This window comes from Rhizobium acaciae (assembly GCF_025941625.1).
Taxonomy (GTDB): Bacteria; Pseudomonadota; Alphaproteobacteria; order Rhizobiales; family Rhizobiaceae; genus Rhizobium; species Rhizobium acaciae.
Genome location: NZ_JAPCZO010000010.1, coordinates 194017 through 210809, shown reverse-complemented (window position 1 = coordinate 210809; position 16793 = coordinate 194017). Strand labels below are relative to the sequence as shown.

Annotated in this window: 17 protein-coding genes and 2 pseudogenes; 11 read left to right on the top strand and 8 right to left on the bottom strand. The window is 61.2% G+C overall.

The genetic code is table 11. The annotated features are described in order from the left end of the window. Window positions 1-159: 159 nt before the first annotated feature. Window positions 160-429 (top strand): hypothetical protein, encoded by a 270-nt coding sequence (locus OLZ32_RS17805; protein WP_003541697.1) that lies wholly within the window; start codon window positions 160-162, stop codon window positions 427-429. A 142-nt stretch (window positions 430-571) separates the two neighbouring features. On the opposite strand, the pseudogene OLZ32_RS17800 reads toward OLZ32_RS17805, so the two are convergent. Continuing rightward, a pseudogene (locus tag OLZ32_RS17800) lies at window positions 572-1039 on the bottom strand (aminotransferase class IV); the annotation flags it as partial. A gap of 253 nt (window positions 1040-1292) precedes the next feature. Between OLZ32_RS17800 and OLZ32_RS17795 the strand changes: the two are divergent. From OLZ32_RS17795 to OLZ32_RS17785, 3 genes are read left to right on the top strand one after another with little or no spacing between them, the layout of a single operon-like run. Then, window positions 1293-1784: a MarR family winged helix-turn-helix transcriptional regulator gene (locus OLZ32_RS17795; protein WP_017989072.1), complete on the top strand. Its 492-nt coding sequence runs from the start codon at window positions 1293-1295 to the stop codon at window positions 1782-1784. After that, on the top strand, window positions 1785-2486 hold the full coding sequence (locus tag OLZ32_RS17790; RefSeq protein ID WP_011652933.1) for a response regulator: 702 nt from the start codon (window positions 1785-1787) through the stop codon (window positions 2484-2486). Between the two features lie 24 nt (window positions 2487-2510). Further along, window positions 2511-3887 (top strand): ATP-binding protein, encoded by a 1377-nt coding sequence (locus OLZ32_RS17785; protein WP_025395442.1) that lies wholly within the window; start codon window positions 2511-2513, stop codon window positions 3885-3887. On the opposite strand, the gene OLZ32_RS17780 is transcribed toward OLZ32_RS17785, so the two are convergent. Continuing rightward, a complete protein-coding gene (locus tag OLZ32_RS17780) occupies window positions 3884-4342 on the bottom strand; it encodes a winged helix-turn-helix transcriptional regulator (RefSeq protein WP_264399282.1) in 459 nt (152 codons plus the stop codon). The two genes, OLZ32_RS17785 and OLZ32_RS17780, sit on opposite strands and share 4 nt — an antisense overlap. Window positions 4343-4376: 34 nt before the next feature. Here OLZ32_RS17780 and OLZ32_RS17775 point away from each other — a divergent pair, with 34 nt between their 5' ends. After that, complete coding sequence (locus tag OLZ32_RS17775) at window positions 4377-5243, top strand: oxidoreductase (protein WP_264399281.1); 867 nt, start codon at window positions 4377-4379, stop codon at window positions 5241-5243. Between the two features lie 60 nt (window positions 5244-5303). Here OLZ32_RS17775 and OLZ32_RS17770 read toward each other — a convergent pair whose 3' ends face one another. From OLZ32_RS17770 to OLZ32_RS17760, 3 genes are all read right to left on the bottom strand, one after another. Beyond that, window positions 5304-5759, bottom strand: a complete 456-nt coding sequence (locus OLZ32_RS17770; RefSeq protein WP_011652929.1) for a BA14K family protein — start codon at window positions 5757-5759, stop codon at window positions 5304-5306. 141 nt (window positions 5760-5900) lie between these two features. Further along, complete coding sequence (locus OLZ32_RS17765; protein ID WP_003561293.1) at window positions 5901-6116, bottom strand: cold-shock protein; 216 nt, start codon at window positions 6114-6116, stop codon at window positions 5901-5903. A 487-nt stretch (window positions 6117-6603) separates the two neighbouring features. Then, a complete protein-coding gene (locus OLZ32_RS17760) occupies window positions 6604-7494 on the bottom strand; it encodes a DMT family transporter (RefSeq protein ID WP_113545285.1) in 891 nt (296 codons plus the stop codon). Between the two features lie 98 nt (window positions 7495-7592). Here OLZ32_RS17760 and OLZ32_RS17755 point away from each other — a divergent pair, with 98 nt between their 5' ends. Further along, the gene (locus OLZ32_RS17755; RefSeq protein ID WP_264399280.1) at window positions 7593-8063 is read left to right on the top strand and encodes a DUF3052 domain-containing protein; all 471 of its coding nucleotides are present in this window, start codon (window positions 7593-7595) and stop codon (window positions 8061-8063) included. A gap of 4 nt (window positions 8064-8067) precedes the next feature. Here OLZ32_RS17755 and OLZ32_RS17750 read toward each other — a convergent pair whose 3' ends face one another. Genes OLZ32_RS17750 through OLZ32_RS17740 form a run of 3 tightly spaced genes read right to left on the bottom strand, consistent with a single transcriptional unit; the run spans window position 8068 to window position 12420 of the window. After that, window positions 8068-9210, bottom strand: coding sequence for a PQQ-dependent sugar dehydrogenase (locus OLZ32_RS17750; RefSeq protein ID WP_264399279.1), 1143 nt, complete (start codon window positions 9208-9210; stop codon window positions 8068-8070). Between the two features lie 59 nt (window positions 9211-9269). After that, the gene (locus OLZ32_RS17745; protein ID WP_017989068.1) at window positions 9270-10043 is read right to left on the bottom strand and encodes a class GN sortase; all 774 of its coding nucleotides are present in this window, start codon (window positions 10041-10043) and stop codon (window positions 9270-9272) included. Further along, entirely contained in the window at window positions 10033-12420 is a 2388-nt protein-coding gene (locus OLZ32_RS17740) for a marine proteobacterial sortase target protein (protein ID WP_264399278.1), read from the bottom strand. The genes OLZ32_RS17745 and OLZ32_RS17740 overlap by 11 nt, the downstream gene beginning before the upstream one ends. 384 nt (window positions 12421-12804) lie before the next feature. On the opposite strand from OLZ32_RS17740, the gene OLZ32_RS17735 reads away from it, so the two are divergent. The 5 genes and pseudogenes from OLZ32_RS17735 (at window position 12805) to OLZ32_RS17715 (ending at window position 16743) form a co-directional block, all read left to right on the top strand. Beyond that, the gene (locus OLZ32_RS17735; protein WP_018495440.1) at window positions 12805-14007 is read left to right on the top strand and encodes a pyridoxal phosphate-dependent aminotransferase; all 1203 of its coding nucleotides are present in this window, start codon (window positions 12805-12807) and stop codon (window positions 14005-14007) included. A gap of 96 nt (window positions 14008-14103) precedes the next feature. After that, entirely contained in the window at window positions 14104-14364 is a 261-nt protein-coding gene (locus OLZ32_RS17730) for a type II toxin-antitoxin system Phd/YefM family antitoxin (protein ID WP_264399277.1), read from the top strand. A 2-nt stretch (window positions 14365-14366) separates the two neighbouring features. Then, window positions 14367-14740, top strand: a pseudogene (locus OLZ32_RS17725) (type II toxin-antitoxin system VapC family toxin). A 100-nt stretch (window positions 14741-14840) separates the two neighbouring features. Continuing rightward, window positions 14841-15827: a glycosyltransferase family 8 protein gene (locus OLZ32_RS17720; RefSeq protein ID WP_003541680.1), complete on the top strand. Its 987-nt coding sequence runs from the start codon at window positions 14841-14843 to the stop codon at window positions 15825-15827. Between the two features lie 46 nt (window positions 15828-15873). Continuing rightward, window positions 15874-16743, top strand: a complete 870-nt coding sequence (locus tag OLZ32_RS17715) for a hypothetical protein (protein ID WP_003541679.1) — start codon at window positions 15874-15876, stop codon at window positions 16741-16743. Window positions 16744-16793: the final 50 nt, after the last annotated feature.

Below are 16793 nucleotides of genomic sequence, written 5' to 3'. Positions count from 1 at the left end.
GGCGGACGTCGGACCGCCTCGTTCCGGGGCGTTTCTCCCTGCCTTAATCCCGCATCGGTTGATTTTTCTTAACGCTGTCCTCCAAAATATGATAATATACTAATATGCCGAAGGTTCGGCATAGATCGGCGATCGGGGAGATCGCCAAAGGAGGAAATCATGGAAGCGCTACTTCCGCTCATCACACAATTGATTGCCGGTGCAATCGGCGGCAACGCCGCGAGCGCCGCTTTGAAGCAGCAGGCGATCAACGTCGTCGCCCGTACGATCGCAGGTGCGATCGGCGGCGTTGCCGGCGGTATGCTGCTCAGCATGGTCGGTGGGGAAGCGGCTATGACCGGCCTGATCGCCGACGGCATCGGCGGCCTGATCGGCGGCGGCATTCTCTCGACGCTCGCCGGACTGGTCATGGCACGGGCGCATAGATAAAAGGCCCGACGGGTCTGTATCTACAGCGGCGCGCGTCTTTTCGAGAGCCGCAACGGACGCGGTAGCACTTTGAACTGTTGCATCCTTAAATCGATTCCGATTTTAGGAATTATGCAGTGGCCGGGCCGATTGCGTGAGGGCCTTATCCGGCGGCGATCGCCGCCGGATAGACTTCCTTCATGTCGTCGTTCATCAGCGTTTCGGAGATCGTCGACGGCACGAAGCGATACGGGCCGATTTCGGAAACGGGGTCGATGACAGTCTGGCGGGTGATGCCGTTCAGGAAGCAATCCGGGGTCGGCGTGTGAATGACGCCGTCCTTGATGAAGAAGATGTTGGCGCTGGTCGCCTCAGTGACCTGGCCGCGATAATCGAGCATCATTGCATCGGCGTAGCCCTTGCCTTCGGCGCCGTGCTTGGAAATGGTGCAGATCATGCAGAGACCGGCAGCCTTGGAGGCGTAGGGCGCCGTCTTCGGATCGGGACGGCGGTATTCGGCGATATCGAGGCGGATGCCCTTCAGCTTTTCGGTCGGGTTGAAATAGCTGCCACATTGCCAGATGGCGATGGCGACGTTGATGCGGTTGGCCTGCGCCCCCGTCCAGCTGATTCAAAGGAATCGAAGCCATCCCCAAACTCCTCCGGCGCTTCAAGCACCATGCCTGTTGATTGTTGTCCCCATTACGTTTTATCCACAGACGCAAGGGGAAATCGCGTATTGCGTCGGAGTGCCGGACGGGCCTTGTTTTCTGGGGAAATGCCAGGGAAATGGGAGGCCGTGCGGGGCTCCCGCAGAGTTCGCGGAAGCTAATAGCGACGCGCGAAAGCTTCCGGCAGCGTGCGGAAAAGAAAGGAAATGCCGAGTGTCACGACAGACCGGCCCGAAAGCAGGCAAGCCAGAGCCGCTAGCCACGCCAATGGAAGATACTGATATCATCGATTTCGAGATCATCGAGCTGTTCTTCTTCGCCTATCGCGACTTCGTTTCCGATCCTGACGCTATCCTCGAAAAGAGCGGCTTCGGCCGGGCGCATCACCGCGTCGTGCATTTCGTCAACCGCAATCCCGGCATGACGGTAGCCGATCTTCTCGAAACGCTGAAGATCACCAAGCAGAGCCTTGCAAGGGTGCTGAAACAGCTGATCGACTCAGGCTATATTCGCCAGGTGGCAGGTCCTGAAGACCGGCGGCAGCGCAAGCTCTATCCAACGAAATCGGGACGAGAGCTGGCGCTTGCCCTTGCCGAGCCGCAATCGCGCCGCATTGAGCGGGCATTCGAAGGGGCTTCTGCGGAGGTGCGGGAGGGCGTAAAAGCTTTCCTCAGCGGCATGCGGGACAGACAGAAGGCGGATTGAATGGCGGTCAAGACAGATATTTCCGACGATGCGGCGCACTTGCTGGTGGTCGATGACGACTCCCGCATCCGTGCGCTGCTCAATCGCTATCTCGCCGAGAACGGCTTCCGCGTCACCGTCGCCGCCGACGGCGCCGAGGCGCAGCGCAAGCTTGCGGGTCTCGATTTCGACCTGATCATCATGGATGTGATGATGCCCGGCGAATCCGGCATCGAGGTTACCCGCGGGCTTCGCGCCATCAAGAACGTCCCGATCATCATGCTGACGGCGCTGGCAGAATCGGGCAACCGCATTGAAGGCCTCGAGGCGGGCGCCGACGACTATCTTTCCAAGCCCTTCGACCCGCGCGAACTGGTGCTGCGCATCAACAACATCCTGCGCCGCAACGCCGGCGGCGAGGGACCGAAGATCGAACAGGTGATGTTCGGTCCCTACACCTTCTCGCTGACCCGCAAGGAGCTGAAGAAAGCCAGCGAGGTGATCCGGCTCACCGACCGCGAGCAGGAGATCATGCTGCTCTTTGCGCGGCGCGCCGGCGACACGATCCCCCGCCATGAACTGATCGGCAACGATACCGAAGTCGGCGAACGGACGATCGACGTGCAGATCAACCGGCTGAGGCGTAAGATCGAGGACGATCCCGCCAATCCCGTCTGGCTGCAGACCGTGCGCGGCATCGGATACAGGCTGAGCATCGACTAAACTCAAGGTTCGGGACCGGCGCTGATGGTGACGATCGACAGCTTGCGGCGGGAAGACCGCACTTCTGCGCCGGGCTGGCGCTCGATCGTCCGCTGGCTGCGCCGGCGGTTGCCGACCGGCCTTTACGCGCGCTCGCTGCTGATCATCATCATTCCGATGGTGCTCTTGCAATCCGTCGTCGCCGCCGTTTTCATGGAGCGCCACTGGCAAATGGTAACGGAGCGGCTGTCGCTTGCGGTCACCCGTGACATCGCCGCGATCATCGAGATCATCGAGACCTATCCGCAGAATTCGGACTATAGCGAGATTATCCGCATCGCCCGCGACCAGCTCAGCCTGCAGATCTCGATCGAGCCGGACGGCGACCTGCCGCCACCGCGCGTCAAGCCGTTCTTCTCGATCCTCGACGGCATCCTCAGCGACGAGATCACCGACGAGATCCATCGGCCTTTCTGGATCGACACGGTCGGCAACTCGAACCTCGTCGAGATCCGCATCAAACTGGACAACAAGATCCTGCGGGTGCTGACCAAGCGCAGCCAGACCTATGCCTCGAACACGCATATCTTCATCGTCTGGATGGTCGGCACCTCGCTGGTCCTGATCGGCATCTCGATCCTCTTCCTGCGCGGGCAGATCCGGCCGATCTTGACCTTGGCGCGCGCGGCCGAAAGCTTCGGCAAGGGGCAGAAGCCCGATAATTTCTATCCGCGGGGCGCCGACGAGGTCAGGCGCGCCGGCCTTGCCTTCATCCTGATGCGCGAGCGAATCGAACGGCAGATCGAGCAGCGCACCGCGATGCTCTCCGGCGTCAGCCATGATCTGCGCACCATCCTCACCCGCTTCAAGTTGCAACTGGCGCTGGCCGGCGACAATCCCGACCTGCATGGCCTCAACGATGACGTCAACGACATGCAGACCATGCTGGAGGCCTATATGGCCTTTGCACGCGGTGAGGTCGAAGAGGATGTCGGCGAGCTGAAACTCAGTGAGATCTTCGCGAAGCTGGAATCCGATTTCGCCCTGCACGGCAAAAAATTCAGCTACTCCATCGAAGGCGATGACGACATATCCGTCAGGCCGAACGCCTTCATGCGGCTCGTCACCAACCTCGCCTCGAATGCTCGCCGTTATGCCGATAGGCTCGACATCGAAGCCAAGCACAACGCCAAATGGCTGACCGTCATCTTCGACGATGACGGGCCTGGCATTCCGGAAAAGAACCGTGAGGACGTGTTCAAGCCGTTCTTCCGGCTGGATACGGCGCGCAACCTCGATGCATCGGGCACCGGGCTCGGCCTTGCGATCGCCCGCGACATTGCCCGTAGCCACGGCGGCAACGTCACGCTCAGTGACAGCCCGCTCGGCGGGCTGAGGGCAACGATCCGCATCCCGGCTTAGGCACTGGCGGCCGTCAGCTTCACGGCGATGCGCGCATCGAAATCGTCCAGGTGTTCGACGATCCAGCGCCAGAGCGCGGCGACCTGCATGAGGAGATCGCGTCCGAGCGGCGTCAACTCGTATTCGACGCGCGGCGGCACTTGGGGATAAAGCGTGCGGATGACGAGGCCATCCCTTTCGAGGGTGCGCAGCGTCTGCGTCAGCACTTTCTGACTGATGCCCTCGACCCTCTCCATAAGGCGCGAGAAACGCACGGGTGCGCCGGCATCGGAGAGCACATGCAGGATGCGCAGCGGCCATTTCGCTGCCGCCCGCTCGATCAGTTCGCGGGCTCGCCCATCCTGTTCGTCCGTCATGCTGCTGCAGAAATCGAACATGTCGCTGCTCACGTCAGTTACCTCAAGGTGTGTATAGATCGTCTGGGTACCTTCTTTCGATCGGATACAATAGACCATACATGAACCGGGAACCAAAGAAGGAGGGTTTCCGATGTCCAGGGTCTGGTTGATAACAGGGAGTTCGCGTGGTCTCGGCCGGGCGCTGGCGGAGGCGGTATTGGCCGCCGGCGACAATCTTGTGGCGACAGCGCGCGATCCCGGCCTGCTTGCCGATCTTTCGGAACGGTATGGCGATCAGGTCCTGACGCTGGCGCTTGACGTGACCGACGAGGTGGCGGCAGCGGCGGCAGTCGAGGCTGGTGTGAAGAGGTTCGGGCGCATCGACGTGCTTGTCAACAATGCCGGCTATGGCAATGTCGGCTCGATCGAGGATACCAGCCTTGCCGATTTCCGGGCCCAGATCGAGACCAACCTCTTCGGCACGATCATCATGACCAAGGCAGTCATCGCCCTGATGCGCGGGCAGGGGGCGGGGCACATCATCCAGTTCTCATCCGTCGGTGGCCGGATCGGACCTGCCGGGCGCGGCGCCTATTCGGCGGCGAAATTTGGTGTCGAGGGTTTTTCCGAGGTGTTGTCGAAGGAGGTCGCGCCGTTCGGCATCAGGGTAACGGTGATCGAGCCCGGCGGCTTCAGGACCGATTTCGCCGGCTCCTCGACGGTGCTTGCCGAAGGCCGGCAGGACTATGCGGAGACGGTCGGCGCCACGGTGCGCTTCCAACGTGAATATGATGGTCGCCAGCCCGGTGATCCTGCCAAAGCGGCTGCGGTCGTCATCCACATCGCCGGTCTCGACGAGCCGCCGTTCAGGCTGCTGCTCGGCAGCGATGCGGTCCACAATGTCGAAAAGGCGGATGCGGCGCGTATCGAAGCCGATCGGATGTGGCGGACCGTGAGCGTTTCGACCGATTTCGATGCTGAGGCCGAGTCGCTGCCCTGGAAAAAGAAGGCCGGTTGACCCAGGCAAAACAAAAACGCCGCTGAAAAGCGGCGCTTTGCATCAGGGATATTCGACGATTCAGCCGGCGGTACAGAAGTGGCTGCGACCGTCATTGCCGATGTAGGTGCCGCTGCGCGGATCGAAGGTGCGGTAGCGGTAGGAGCAGTAACGCTGCCATTGCGGCGACCAGGGCTCCACCGCCGTGCGGACCGGCTCGTAATATTGCGGCTGATCGACATAGACGCGGCGCGGGGCGCGATAGACCGGAGCGGGCTCGTAGTAATCCGGCTCGTAGGCCGGGTCGATGTAGCGGCGCTCTTCGTAAACCGGACCGTTATTGGCATTGGCGATGGCAGAGCCGACGATCAGGCCGGTGGCAAGGCCGACGGCGCCGCCGACCCACGCATCGTTGTTGTCGTGATTGCCATGGCGCCAGTGGCGGTCGCGGGCCGACGCTTCACCGATGGCGGAAAGCGTGAGTGCGGCAGCGGTTGCCGTCAGCAGAAGGGTCTTGGCGAGCCTGTTCATAAGCATAAATCCTAATCCCGGGAACCGAACGCCGGTTCCTTTCTCGATGGTCACAGTCGTACAGATTTGTAGCTGAACGAAGGCTGAACAACAAAACCCGGCATTGCTGCCGGGCTTCAACTCGAATTCGCCAGCCTTGTTAAGGGTTCAGCCCGCAATCTGCAGATTGACGGCCTTCGGGCCCTTGCCGCGGCGATCCGGCTCCGTGTCGAAGCTTACCTTCTGGTTTTCCGTCAGACCGGCCAAGCCGGAGGCCTGAACGGCAGAAATGTGAACGAAGATATCGGCGCCGCCCCGGTCCGGCTTGATGAAGCCGAAGCCTTTGTCGGTATTGAAGAATTTTACAGTGCCAGTCTCTGCCATGCCTAAGGTCCTTTTCTCTCTGCCCGCCATCCACACGGGCAGCATCATAGCATTGCCTCCTTGCGGGAGGTGTTAGAAGGCAATTCTTGAAATTTGAGAAAAAGGTCCCCTCTACCTCGGCCTGTTCCAGGCAGGACTTTCGCCCGCCATTTTCGGAACCGGCTGACCGGAATATTAGCGTTCCCGGCGCGCAAATACTTAAGGACTTCCCATGCTCGCAAAATGCCCGAACGCGCTGAGAGTGCTGCGTTTAAAGGATTTTGGCAAGCAAAAGTTTTTTAACGTGTCGTTCGGGGCGCACCCCTGCCGATATCCAATTTGCGCAAAAACGCGAAAAATTCCTTCGCCGATAGGGGATGATTAACGTTTTATATCGTCTGCAATATAAGTTCCGAGCAGATTTTCCCAAAAATGCAACGTGAACGCGTCTCCCGCATCCGATAAATTTTTTCTCGGATGAGTGACTCACCCATATTTGGACGCGTGTTCACGTGGCTGGCAGGCGTCGGCGGGTCAATCCCGGCACGAGTTCGACCACAAGCATAGCGATAAACATTAGCGCGCAACCTGCATAACCTGTTACCGGCATCGTTTCGCCGAGCAGCAGGGCTGCAAGCGAGGCACCGAAGAGCGCTTCAGAAGAAAGAAAGATCGCGGCCTGCGAGGGCGTCGTGTAGCGCTGGCCGATCACCTGCAGCACGAAAGCCACGCCCGAGGAGAAGATGCCGACATAAAGGATCTCCGGCGCCGCGGCCTGTATTGCCGAAAGGCTGACAGGTTCGACGGCTGCGGCAACGGCCAGCGCACAGACCGCGGTGACGGCAAATTGCGTGGCGGAGAGTGCGAGCGGCCTCCCGGTCTCGGAAACGGTCGTGCCGGCAAGGGTGATCTGAATCGCCCAGAAGACGGCACAGACTACGGTCAGCAGATCGCCAGGTGTCAGCGCCGAGAGATGGCCGCCGGACAGCAGATAGATGCCGGTGACGGCCATCAGCGCCCCCGGCCAGATGATCCAATGCGGGGCACGGCGCAGGAAGAACACGGCGATAACAGGCACGAAAACGACGTAGAGGCCGGTGATGAAGCTGGAATTCGTCACCGTCGTCGTCTGCAGTCCGACTTGCTGCGTGGCTGCGCCGCCGAAAAGGGCAAGGCCGATCAGGATGTAGAGCTTCGCATGACGTGCGCTGGTCTTCTCCTTTGCCTTGCGCGCTTCAAAAAGGACGAAGGGCAGCACGGCCAGGGTGGCGACGGCAAAGCGCAGACCGATGAACCAGAAGGGGCCGATCGCCTTCATCGCCGTCGACTGCGCGACGAAGCCGCCGCCCCAGATGGCGGCTGCAAGCAATAGGAGGAGGTTCGCCTGAACGCGCGTCATGTCGTCCTCGATGGGAAGGAGATGTGCCCGAGCGGTTAGCAGTTGCGTTTGCTTTCGGCAAGGGTGAAGACTTCGTGCCGGTTGACGGAGGTGAAGACATGCGAGGCGAAGAACGGAAGCCGGCCGGCGGTGCGGCGGCGCCTGGGACGGGAGGCTATTCCGGCACGCCGCTCGTCAGGAAACTCGGCCTCGCACAGGGGCAGGCAGCCGCTCTTCTCGGCATTCCCGAATCGATCGGCGACATCAATGGTTTCGACGGTTTTGCTTCGGTTGTCCACACGCTTCCCGAGACGCCTCAACGTGCATTCGACTATGTGCATCTGTTTACGACAGAACGTGCGGCGCTGGAGGCCATCGCGCCCGCGCTTTTTCGCGACCTGAGACCGGATGGGATGGTCTGGATCTCCTGGCCGAAGAAGAGTTCACGGGTTTCGACCGATATCACCGAGGACGTACTGCGGGAGGTTCTGCTCCCAACTGGCCTAGTCGACGTCAAGGTCTGCGCCGTCGACGAGATCTGGTCCGGGCTGAAGTTCGTCATCCGCAAGGAGCTGCGCGGCGCGTTGTGACGTCTCAGCCGTTACGGGCTTGTGCCCTGGAGATCCTGAGCAGCGCGCCGTTGTCCTCATCCGTCACCATCAGCAGGGCGCCGTCGGGTGCGACGACGACGTCGCGGATGCGGCCGTATTCGCCTTTGAACAGGCGCTCCTCGGCGACGAAGGCGCCGGTTTCGTCACGCTGCATGCGCGAGAGCAGCTGGAACTTCAGCGCCGCGACGAGGAAATTGCCGTCCCATTCCGGGAACATGGCGCCGCGATAGACGACGAGGGCGCCCGGCGCGATCGAAGGATCCCAATAATGCAGCGGCTGTTCCAGCCCCTCCTTGGCGGTGCCTTCGCCGATCTCGGCGCCCGAATAGTCGCGGCCGTAGGTAATGATCGGCCAGCCGTAATTCTTGCCGGCCTCGGGCTGGTTGATCTCGTCGCCGCCGCGCGCACCGTGTTCGACGGTATAGAGCTTGCCATCCTTGGCGTCGAAGGTGATGCCCTGCGGGTTGCGGTGGCCTTTCGACCAGATTTCCGGCAGTGCCTTGCCGCCGTCCTTGAACGGATTGCCGGCAGGGATGCTGCCATCGGCATTGATGTGGATGATCGAGCCGGCATCGTCCTGCCAGTTCTGCGAGCGGTCGCGGTTGCCGCGATCGCCGACGCTGATGAAGAGCGTACCGTCACCTGATATCGCGATGCGCGAGCCGTACTGGATGTTGCCTGACGTGAAGCGCCGCATGCTGAAGATAGGCGTCACGGCGTCGAGTGTCTTCTCGTCGGTGGAAAGCGTGGCGCTGAAGGCTTCGGTGCCGGAGCCCTGGCTGTTGGCGATGGCGGCGGTGAAATAGAGCTTTCTAGATGTCGCAAAGTCCGGCGCGAGCGCCACGTCCATCAGGCCGCCCTGGCCACGGGCGCTGACCTTGGGCACGCCGCCAATCGGGTCGGAGACCTTGCCGTCGCGGACGATGCGCATGCGGCCCGGCCGCTCGGTGACGAGATAAGCGCCATCGGGCAACACCTCCACCGCCCAGGGATGTTCGAGGCCGTCGGCGAGCTTGTCGACACGGACGGCGAGTTCCTGCGTGTTGACGGTGTCGGCCGCATCAGCGGACACCGTGCCGAACAGAACCAGCGCTGCGGCGAAATGGAAGGCGGATATTCTCTTCATGTTGCTCCCCGTCGTTTCTCCATGTGGAACGTGGAGCGGGCAGGGAAAGGCTTCAACCCTCATTCGACCTGCAATAACGGCTTTGTGTTTACCGGTTGAACCGAACCCGTCGCCTGGTCGTCAACCAATTCTGCCTCAAGGATGTAGCGCAACGGCCCGCGTTCCGTCGCGTCAAAGGGCCAGCAGGTGGTCAGCACCAGGCGGCGGCCATCGGAGGAGGGATCGATGCCGTTGGCATCCCACGGGGCGATGCGGCCTTCGCCGGCCTTGAAGGTCAATAGTTTGCCGTCGCGGCGGGTGACCTCGATCGTATCGCCGGGCCTTATATATTGCAGCCAGCGGAAATGCGTGTCGCGATGGGCGGCAATGACGGAGGTGCCTTCGTCGCCGGGCTGCGGCGTGTTGACGAGCCAGGCCGGACCGAAGGCTAGAGCCTCGCCAGAGGCGCCGGAGAGCACGATCGCCTCCTTGCCGAGGCGCGGGGCGCGCACCTTGGCCTCCGTGGTGAAATCCGCCCAGGGCCAGGGTTTTGTCTCTTTCCCCTGAAGCTCCGCGGCGAATGCGCGTTTCAGCAGGATCTGGGAGAGCTCCGCTTTCGCCTTCAGCAGGAAACCGTCGCCGATCAGCGCCAAGCCATAAAAGGCAAGGCCGGCGATGGCAAAGGCGATTGCCTTTTCGATCGAGGAAAGACGCCAGAGAAAGAAACCCTTCCGCTGGCGAGGCTTCGGCATGTCGTGGGCCGTGGCGGCGGCCATGGCGAGTTCCAGATAGGTCGGAAGCGGCTCGAATTCCGCCGCTTCCTCGTTCGGGCTTGCAGTGAGCCTAGAGACCATTTCGCTTGGCTCCAACTGCGATAATGCGCTTGAGGCGCCGCCGCCAGACGGCCAGCCCGCTTGCCGCCGTCAGCGCCAGGAGCAGCATGGTCAGCCCGCGGATGATCTGCTCGTCGGCGCGCGTCGCCGTCTGCGGCAGGTTCACGGTCGAGCTCTTCTGCGCGATCATGGTGGCGGCCTTGGCGGTCGGGGCTGCGGCCATCATGTTTGCGATCTCAGGCGATGCGGCGAGATCCTGTGTTTCGGCGGCCGCCAGCTCCGGTCCGCTGTTTTCTGCCGGCGTAGCCGAGCCATGGCGTTCTCCGCCGCCAAGAGGCGCCGCGTTTTCGCCGAAGACCTTATCGAAGTCCCAGCCATCCGGCAGGTTGAGCGGCAGCTTGGCCGAGCCGAGCGGCTGATCGGCCGGGCGCGACGGGGTGACATCGACGGCAACCAGGCTGGTGACGCGGGAGACGAGATGGTGGGCGAGCGCCACCGTCTCGATATCCTTGTCGAGCGCGGCCGGATCCTGACGCTCATAGGCGCGCGCCTCGAAATCGTCCATCTTGCGGCGTGCCCAGAGCTTGGAAATGCCGCTGCCGTCGGCGGCGTTGGCGATATCCATCTCGACGCGCCAGGGCTGATCGCCTGTCTTGCCGATGATCTGCAGCTTGCCGGTGGGCTTCTCTTCAGGCAACTCAGCGGTCAGCACGACGGGTTCGCCGCTATAGAGATCCGGCATCGGGTTCGGCGTGATATTCTCTGCTTCGATGCCTTCGAAGGTGGCAGTGATATCGGTCATGGCTGGGTTCTGCAGCTTGGCGAAAAGCTCGCCCATGCGGCTTGCCACCTGGTCGGTCGAGCCGATCGCCGTGAAGGTGCCGCGGCCGATCTCGGCAGCCTTGGTCATGAAATAGGTGTTCGGCGCCGAGCCGATGCCGACGGTGAAGACGCGAGAGTCGCCGCGGTTTGCGGTGATTTCCTGGAAGAGCTGCTGTTCGTTGCCGATCGCGCCATCCGTCAAGAACACGACTTGGCGCAGCGCTCCGCTTGCGACCGGTCCCTGGTTGCGCAGCGCAGCCTGCAAGGCAGGCTGCATTTCCGTGCCGCCGTCGGCGGTCAGGCCTCTGACATAGGCGATCGCCTTTTCGCGATTGTCAGGGGTGGCAGTGACGAGACCCTTGAAATAGTCAGTCATCGTATCGTCGAAACGGATGACGTTGAAGCGGTCGTCGGGGTTCAGCTTGGAGATGGCGAGCGCCAGGCTCTGCCTTGCCTGCTCGATCGACGGGCCGGACATGGAGCCGGAATTGTCGATGACGAAGATGACCTCGCGTTTTGCCCGCGGTGCTGCCGCATCCGGGGCCGTGGGCGGGGTGACGAAGGCGAGCAGATAGGTCTTACCATCAATCACTTCGCGGAAGAGGCCGGCGCTCGGCATCTTTCCAGGAGCGGCCTTCCAGGTGAGTTCGAAATCCTTATCGGCGGGAACGGTGTCCGCCTTCAGGCTGATCGTCCTCGCCTGGTCGCCGTCCTGGCTGATATCGACCGCGTGGAAGGACGATTTGACATCGCCGAGCGGGAAACCGGCCCGGAGGTCGACGGTCAGTGAAACCGGATTGATCCTGGCGTTCTCACGCGGATCGAGCACGGGGGCTTCGATCTTGTCGCGGTTTTCCACCGGGTCGCGCGGCGTCGCGAAACCGGCGCCGTTGTTGAACTCGACAGTCTGGACGATCGGCGCCGGATTATAGCGCGGAGCGACGACCATCGGGAAGCGCAGCGAGAGCTCGCCGCCCGACTGGTGGATGGTCTGCTGGTATTCGATCTGGACGACGATGGTTTCGCCGGGACCGATATTGGCGACCTGGTTGGTGAAGATGTTCGGCCGCTGCTGCTCGAGCAACGCCGTCTTCTTGCCCTCGGCCTTGGCCTGTTCGTAGATCTCGCGGGCTTCCTGTCGCGGTTTGATCTGGCCTTCGATGAAGCGTTCGCCGATCTGCATTTTCAGCGCGTCGATGGCGGAATTGTCCGGCAGCGGGAAGACATAGGTGCCTTCGACCCAACCCTGGCTCGGATTCTGGAAGCGCTGCGTCACCTTCACCCTGGCGATAGGACCGGAGACATCGATGGCGACATCGGTCTTCAGCCGCGGCGCTTCGACATAAAAGCCCGACTCCTTCGACGGAAAGAGCAGCGAGCCGCTATTGACGTCGTTCGGCCGGACAAGCGCTGAAAGCTGGGCGGATGCCTGCGGCGTCTGCCCGGCGCGGGCGGCGGAGGCAAGCCCCAGTATCGCGGCGATGCAGGCGGCAAAGGCGGTGAAGGCAACAAGGACTGAAACGGAAATTCGGCGCGCACGAATGCGCCCTATGATAAACTCATCTTCCAGAAACATTGGCATACCCTCAATAACCAATTTCGGATGCCGGATGATGCGGCTTCGATCTCGGCGCGCTCGCGACGGAATTGCGGCGTGGCGCGGCATTTGTTGCGGCTTATTCGTGGCAATGGCCGAATTCGACGATGCCACTGATTTCAGGGGATAAATCCGGATGACTTCAGAGATTGATTCAAGATCTTCGCCTGGCGTTTCGACCGCGTGACGCAAGCCTCTCCGAAGGGGACGGCATGCCGGGCGGGTGGCGCGGCGAACCGATCAATAAGAATCATGCCACCATGACGCCTTTCCGCTTGAAATGCCGTCATACATTGGACATAGAGCTAACCGCAGAACTCCGGTCCCGGCTTTCTGCCCGTTTCAACCATTAGGACCGTTATCATGGCTTTCCTTGCCGATGCTCTTTCCCGTGTGAAGCCTTCAGCCACCATCGCCGTCTCCCAGAAAGCGCGCGAGCTGAAAGCAAAAGGACGTGACGTCATCGGCCTTGGCGCGGGTGAACCGGATTTCGATACGCCCGATAATATCAAGACGGCCGCCATCGACGCGATCAACCGCGGCGAAACGAAGTACACGCCGGTTTCCGGCATTCCCGAGCTGCGCAAGGCGATCGCCGCAAAGTTCAAGCGCGAGAACGGCCTCGACTATTCCTGGGAGCAGACGATCGTCGGCACCGGTGGCAAGCAGATCCTTTTCAACGCCTTCATGGCGACGCTGAACCCCGGCGACGAAGTCGTCATCCCGGCGCCTTACTGGGTTTCTTATCCTGAGATGGTGGCGCTGTGCGGCGGCACGCCGGTTTTCGTTTCGGCCACCCAGGAGCATAACTTCAAGCTCCAGGCCGCCGATCTCGAAAAGGCGATCACGCCGAAGACCAAGTGGTTCATCTTCAACTCGCCGTCCAACCCGACGGGGGCAGCCTATACGCAGGACGAGTTGAAGGCGCTGACGGATGTGCTGATGAAGCATCCGCAGGTCTGGGTGCTGACCGACGACATGTACGAGCACCTGACCTATGGCGACTTCAAGTTCGTCACGCCTGTGGAAGTCGAGCCGAAGCTCTACGACCGCACGCTGACTATGAACGGTGTCTCCAAGGCCTATGCGATGACCGGCTGGCGCATCGGCTATGCGGCCGGTCCGATCCAGCTCATCAAGGCCATGGATATGATCCAGGGTCAGCAGACCTCGGGTGCGACGTCGATCGCCCAGTGGGCGGCTGTCGAAGCGCTGAACGGTACGCAGGACTTCATCCCTGCGAACAAGAAGATCTTCGAAGGCCGTCGCGATCTCGTCGTTTCGATGCTAAACCAGGCCAAGGGCATTGTCTGCCCGGTGCCGGAAGGCGCCTTCTATGTCTATCCGTCCTGCGCCGGCCTGATCGGCAAGACGGCTCCGTCGGGCAAGGTGATCGAGACGGACGAGGATTTCGTTTCTGAGCTTCTGGAAACGGAAGGCGTTGCCGTCGTTCACGGTTCGGCCTTCGGCCTCGGCCCGAACTTCCGCATCTCCTACGCGACTTCGGAAGAGCTGCTCGAGGAGGCTTGCCGCCGCATCCAGCGCTTCTGCGGCGCCTGCAAGTAAGCGGGTCTCAAAACACCAATCGAAGGCCTGCTGGCGACGGCGGGCCTTTTGTTTGCGGCGTTGATGATGTGGCTGCATGTGGCTACATTTAGCTGCATGAAGACCGTTTCGATCCGCGATGCGAAGAACCGCTTGACCGAACTCGCCCGTGAGGTCGAGGAAGGTGAAACCATTGTCGTGACACGCAACGGCCGGCCGGTGTTCGATCTCGTGCCGCATCGAAAACGCGGCGGTTTGAACCTGGAAGCCGGCGAAGCCTACCTTCGTTCCAAGGGTATCACGCGGACAGAGATGTATATCGCCGACGACTTCGACGATCCTTTGCCGGAAGATTTCCTTCTCAAGCCGCTGCCGTGATCATGCGTGCGCTACTCGACACGCATATGATCATCGCAATCGTCCAACGAAATCTGACGGACCGCTTTCCTGATGTCCAACGTGTGCTTTTGAACGCTGCGACCGAAGGTTTCGTCAGCGTCGCAAGCCTTTCGGAAATCGCGATCAAGACACGACTTGGAAAGTTGCTGCCGCGACTAACCCTGGACGTTATTCCAGCCTACCTGCAGGGCACCGGGTTGACGATCCTGCCCATCAATATCGCGCACGTCATCACCGCCGCCGATCCCGAGCCGGAGACGCGCGCTTGCTGCTTGCGCAATGCAAGGTCGAGGGATTGCAGCTTGCAACAGTCGACCGGCTGCTCGTCGATCATCCATTGGCGTTGCGGCTCTAGGTTCACGTTCCGATTCAACATGCTTCTCATCTGAATCCGCTTTGCCTCGCAAGTCGTTGAATTCCGATTCAAAACGTGACGCAGAGCGACGGTTCGGCGGGTGATCTGCGGTTGCGGGTTGGCATCAAACCAACTAGATATCCGGCATCAGTTTAAGTCGCCGCTTCGGGAGGCCGGGATTTTGCAGCAGAGTGCCGTGATCGTCTGTTCGGATGTCAACATGTTGCCGGCCGCCTGCTGCACCCTGCTTTCCGTCAAGCGCAATCTTTCAAGTTCCACTGTGGAGTTCCTGCTTCTCGGCATCGACCTCAAGCCGAACGAGATCGCCGAGGTCGGAAATTTCGCACGGCTGCACGGCATGGCAATCAGGGTGTTGCCCTACAATACGCCGGATACGGCGCTGCAGGCGCGGGGCCGCTGGTCGGGTGCGACGCTGGCGCGGCTCTACATGGATCTGCACATTCCAGATCATGTCGAGCGGCTGCTTTATCTCGATGCCGATGTGCTTGCGGTTGCGCCGGTCGACGACCTCTTCACCATGAATTTGCAGGGCAGGGCGCTTGCCGCCATAGACGATTATGTCATGGCCTTTCCCGAGAAGGCCGGCGCACGGCAGCGGAAGATCGGCATGCGCGAGGGCGGGCGCTATTTCAATGCCGGCGTGCTGCTTTTCGACTGGTCTGCCTGCCGGGCGAGGGGGCTTTTTGCCAGGACACGGGAGATATTCGAGGAGCGGTCGCATCTTTTCGAGAATAACGACCAGGATGCGCTGAACGTCACTTTCGATGGCGACTGGCTGGTGCTCGATCCGCGCTGGAACACGCAGACCGGCCTCCTGCCTTTCGTCGGCCGGCCGGCGATCATCCATTTCACCGGCCGGAAAAAGCCGTGGCAGGCGACTGTGCCGTGGGTGCATCGCCGGATGGCCAAGCGTTATGCCGAGGACCTCGCCAATACGCCATGGGCTTCCTTCTGCAGGCAGCCGTCGATGACGGGCCGGATCGCGGGGTTCCTTTCGCATTTGGGAAAGCGGATCGGCGGGCTGGCGCGGCTGGCGCGGACACGCGCCTATTTCAGCAACAGCTAGTGGGACGGCAGAGCGCATCGTCCTTGGAAAGTGCATGTGAGCCGATATGGAAGCAATCCCCAGCGACACGCAGACCATGGCCGCCCCGGATAGCGGCTTCAATTTTCTGACGCCGGATGCGTGGAAGGCGCTGTTGTCGCCCTATTCCCACGTCGTGCTGGTGGCAAACAGCGAAGCCGTCGACTTCAAACGGTTGCGAAGCGAATTGCCGGAGACGGCGCTCTACGTCTTCTTCAACAATGTCTACAAGGTGCTCGACGAGCCCTTCGCTGGCCATGCGGTGCTGTTTGCCCGCAGCGGCGTGATGGGCGCCAATATCGTCCACCGGCGCGAGGCGGCGGATGTTCTGCGCTTCTTTGCCGGCGACGATTTTTTGGGCGTCGTCAACATTCGCGTCTCCCCGGAGGAAAACTTCAGCGAAGAGGGCCGCTTCGAAGGCGCTGAAACCCGTCACCTCGATCTGACGAAAATGCTCGTCGACCTCTATCCGGTGGGCAAGATCGCGACGAGTGGTTTTGCGGTGGCGCTGTGGCTCGCCGAGCTGCAACTGCCGGGCAAAATCCTGCTTGCCGGTTTTTCAGCGAAGAGGAGCGAGAAGTGGAAGGTCTTCGACGTGCACGACTGGACGTTCGAGCAGATCTTCCTGCGTCTCTTTGCACGTATGGGCACGATCTCGATGATGGGCGGCGTGGATGCCAGCCCCTATGCGGCAATTGCCAGACGGTTTCCACAGGTGCCGCCGATCGAGATCGCGATGACGGCGGCCGAAGTCCTGTCGGAACGGCTCCACAACGCAAATAGCCAGATCGACAGGCTCATGTCCGTCACCAAATCCATCCGCGCCATCGAGGGTTTCTTTCGGCGCTTCAAGCCGAAAACCCGCAAGCAGCGTTTCCTTGAAAAGTCGAAGGAATGACTGTCGGAAGCTCTCCTCAAAAGGTGGGCTGTCAAAAAAGCTGCTCTTTG

Excerpts from the sequence above, each read along its gene's own strand:
- OLZ32_RS17750 (WP_264399279.1), bottom strand. The coding sequence starts at position 9,210 with ATGAAGAGAATATCCGCCTTCCATTTCGCCGCAGCGCTGGTTCTGTTC.
- OLZ32_RS17765 (WP_003561293.1), bottom strand. The coding sequence starts at position 6,116 with ATGGCAGAGACTGGCACTGTAAAATTCTTCAATACCGACAAAGGCTTC.
- OLZ32_RS17775 (WP_264399281.1), top strand. The coding sequence starts at position 4,377 with ATGTCCAGGGTCTGGTTGATAACAGGGAGTTCGCGTGGTCTCGGCCGG.
- OLZ32_RS17770 (WP_011652929.1), bottom strand. The coding sequence starts at position 5,759 with ATGCTTATGAACAGGCTCGCCAAGACCCTTCTGCTGACGGCAACCGCT.
- OLZ32_RS17735 (WP_018495440.1), top strand. The coding sequence starts at position 12,805 with ATGGCTTTCCTTGCCGATGCTCTTTCCCGTGTGAAGCCTTCAGCCACC.
- OLZ32_RS17745 (WP_017989068.1), bottom strand. The coding sequence starts at position 10,043 with ATGGTCTCTAGGCTCACTGCAAGCCCGAACGAGGAAGCGGCGGAATTC.
- OLZ32_RS17730 (WP_264399277.1), top strand. The coding sequence starts at position 14,104 with ATGAAGACCGTTTCGATCCGCGATGCGAAGAACCGCTTGACCGAACTC.
- OLZ32_RS17790 (WP_011652933.1), top strand. The coding sequence starts at position 1,785 with ATGGCGGTCAAGACAGATATTTCCGACGATGCGGCGCACTTGCTGGTG.
- OLZ32_RS17780 (WP_264399282.1), bottom strand. The coding sequence starts at position 4,342 with ATGGTCTATTGTATCCGATCGAAAGAAGGTACCCAGACGATCTATACA.
- OLZ32_RS17785 (WP_025395442.1), top strand. The coding sequence starts at position 2,511 with ATGGTGACGATCGACAGCTTGCGGCGGGAAGACCGCACTTCTGCGCCG.
- OLZ32_RS17760 (WP_113545285.1), bottom strand. The coding sequence starts at position 7,494 with ATGACGCGCGTTCAGGCGAACCTCCTCCTATTGCTTGCAGCCGCCATC.
- OLZ32_RS17805 (WP_003541697.1), top strand. The coding sequence starts at position 160 with ATGGAAGCGCTACTTCCGCTCATCACACAATTGATTGCCGGTGCAATC.
- OLZ32_RS17715 (WP_003541679.1), top strand. The coding sequence starts at position 15,874 with ATGGAAGCAATCCCCAGCGACACGCAGACCATGGCCGCCCCGGATAGC.
- OLZ32_RS17740 (WP_264399278.1), bottom strand. The coding sequence starts at position 12,420 with ATGTTTCTGGAAGATGAGTTTATCATAGGGCGCATTCGTGCGCGCCGA.
- OLZ32_RS17755 (WP_264399280.1), top strand. The coding sequence starts at position 7,593 with ATGCGAGGCGAAGAACGGAAGCCGGCCGGCGGTGCGGCGGCGCCTGGG.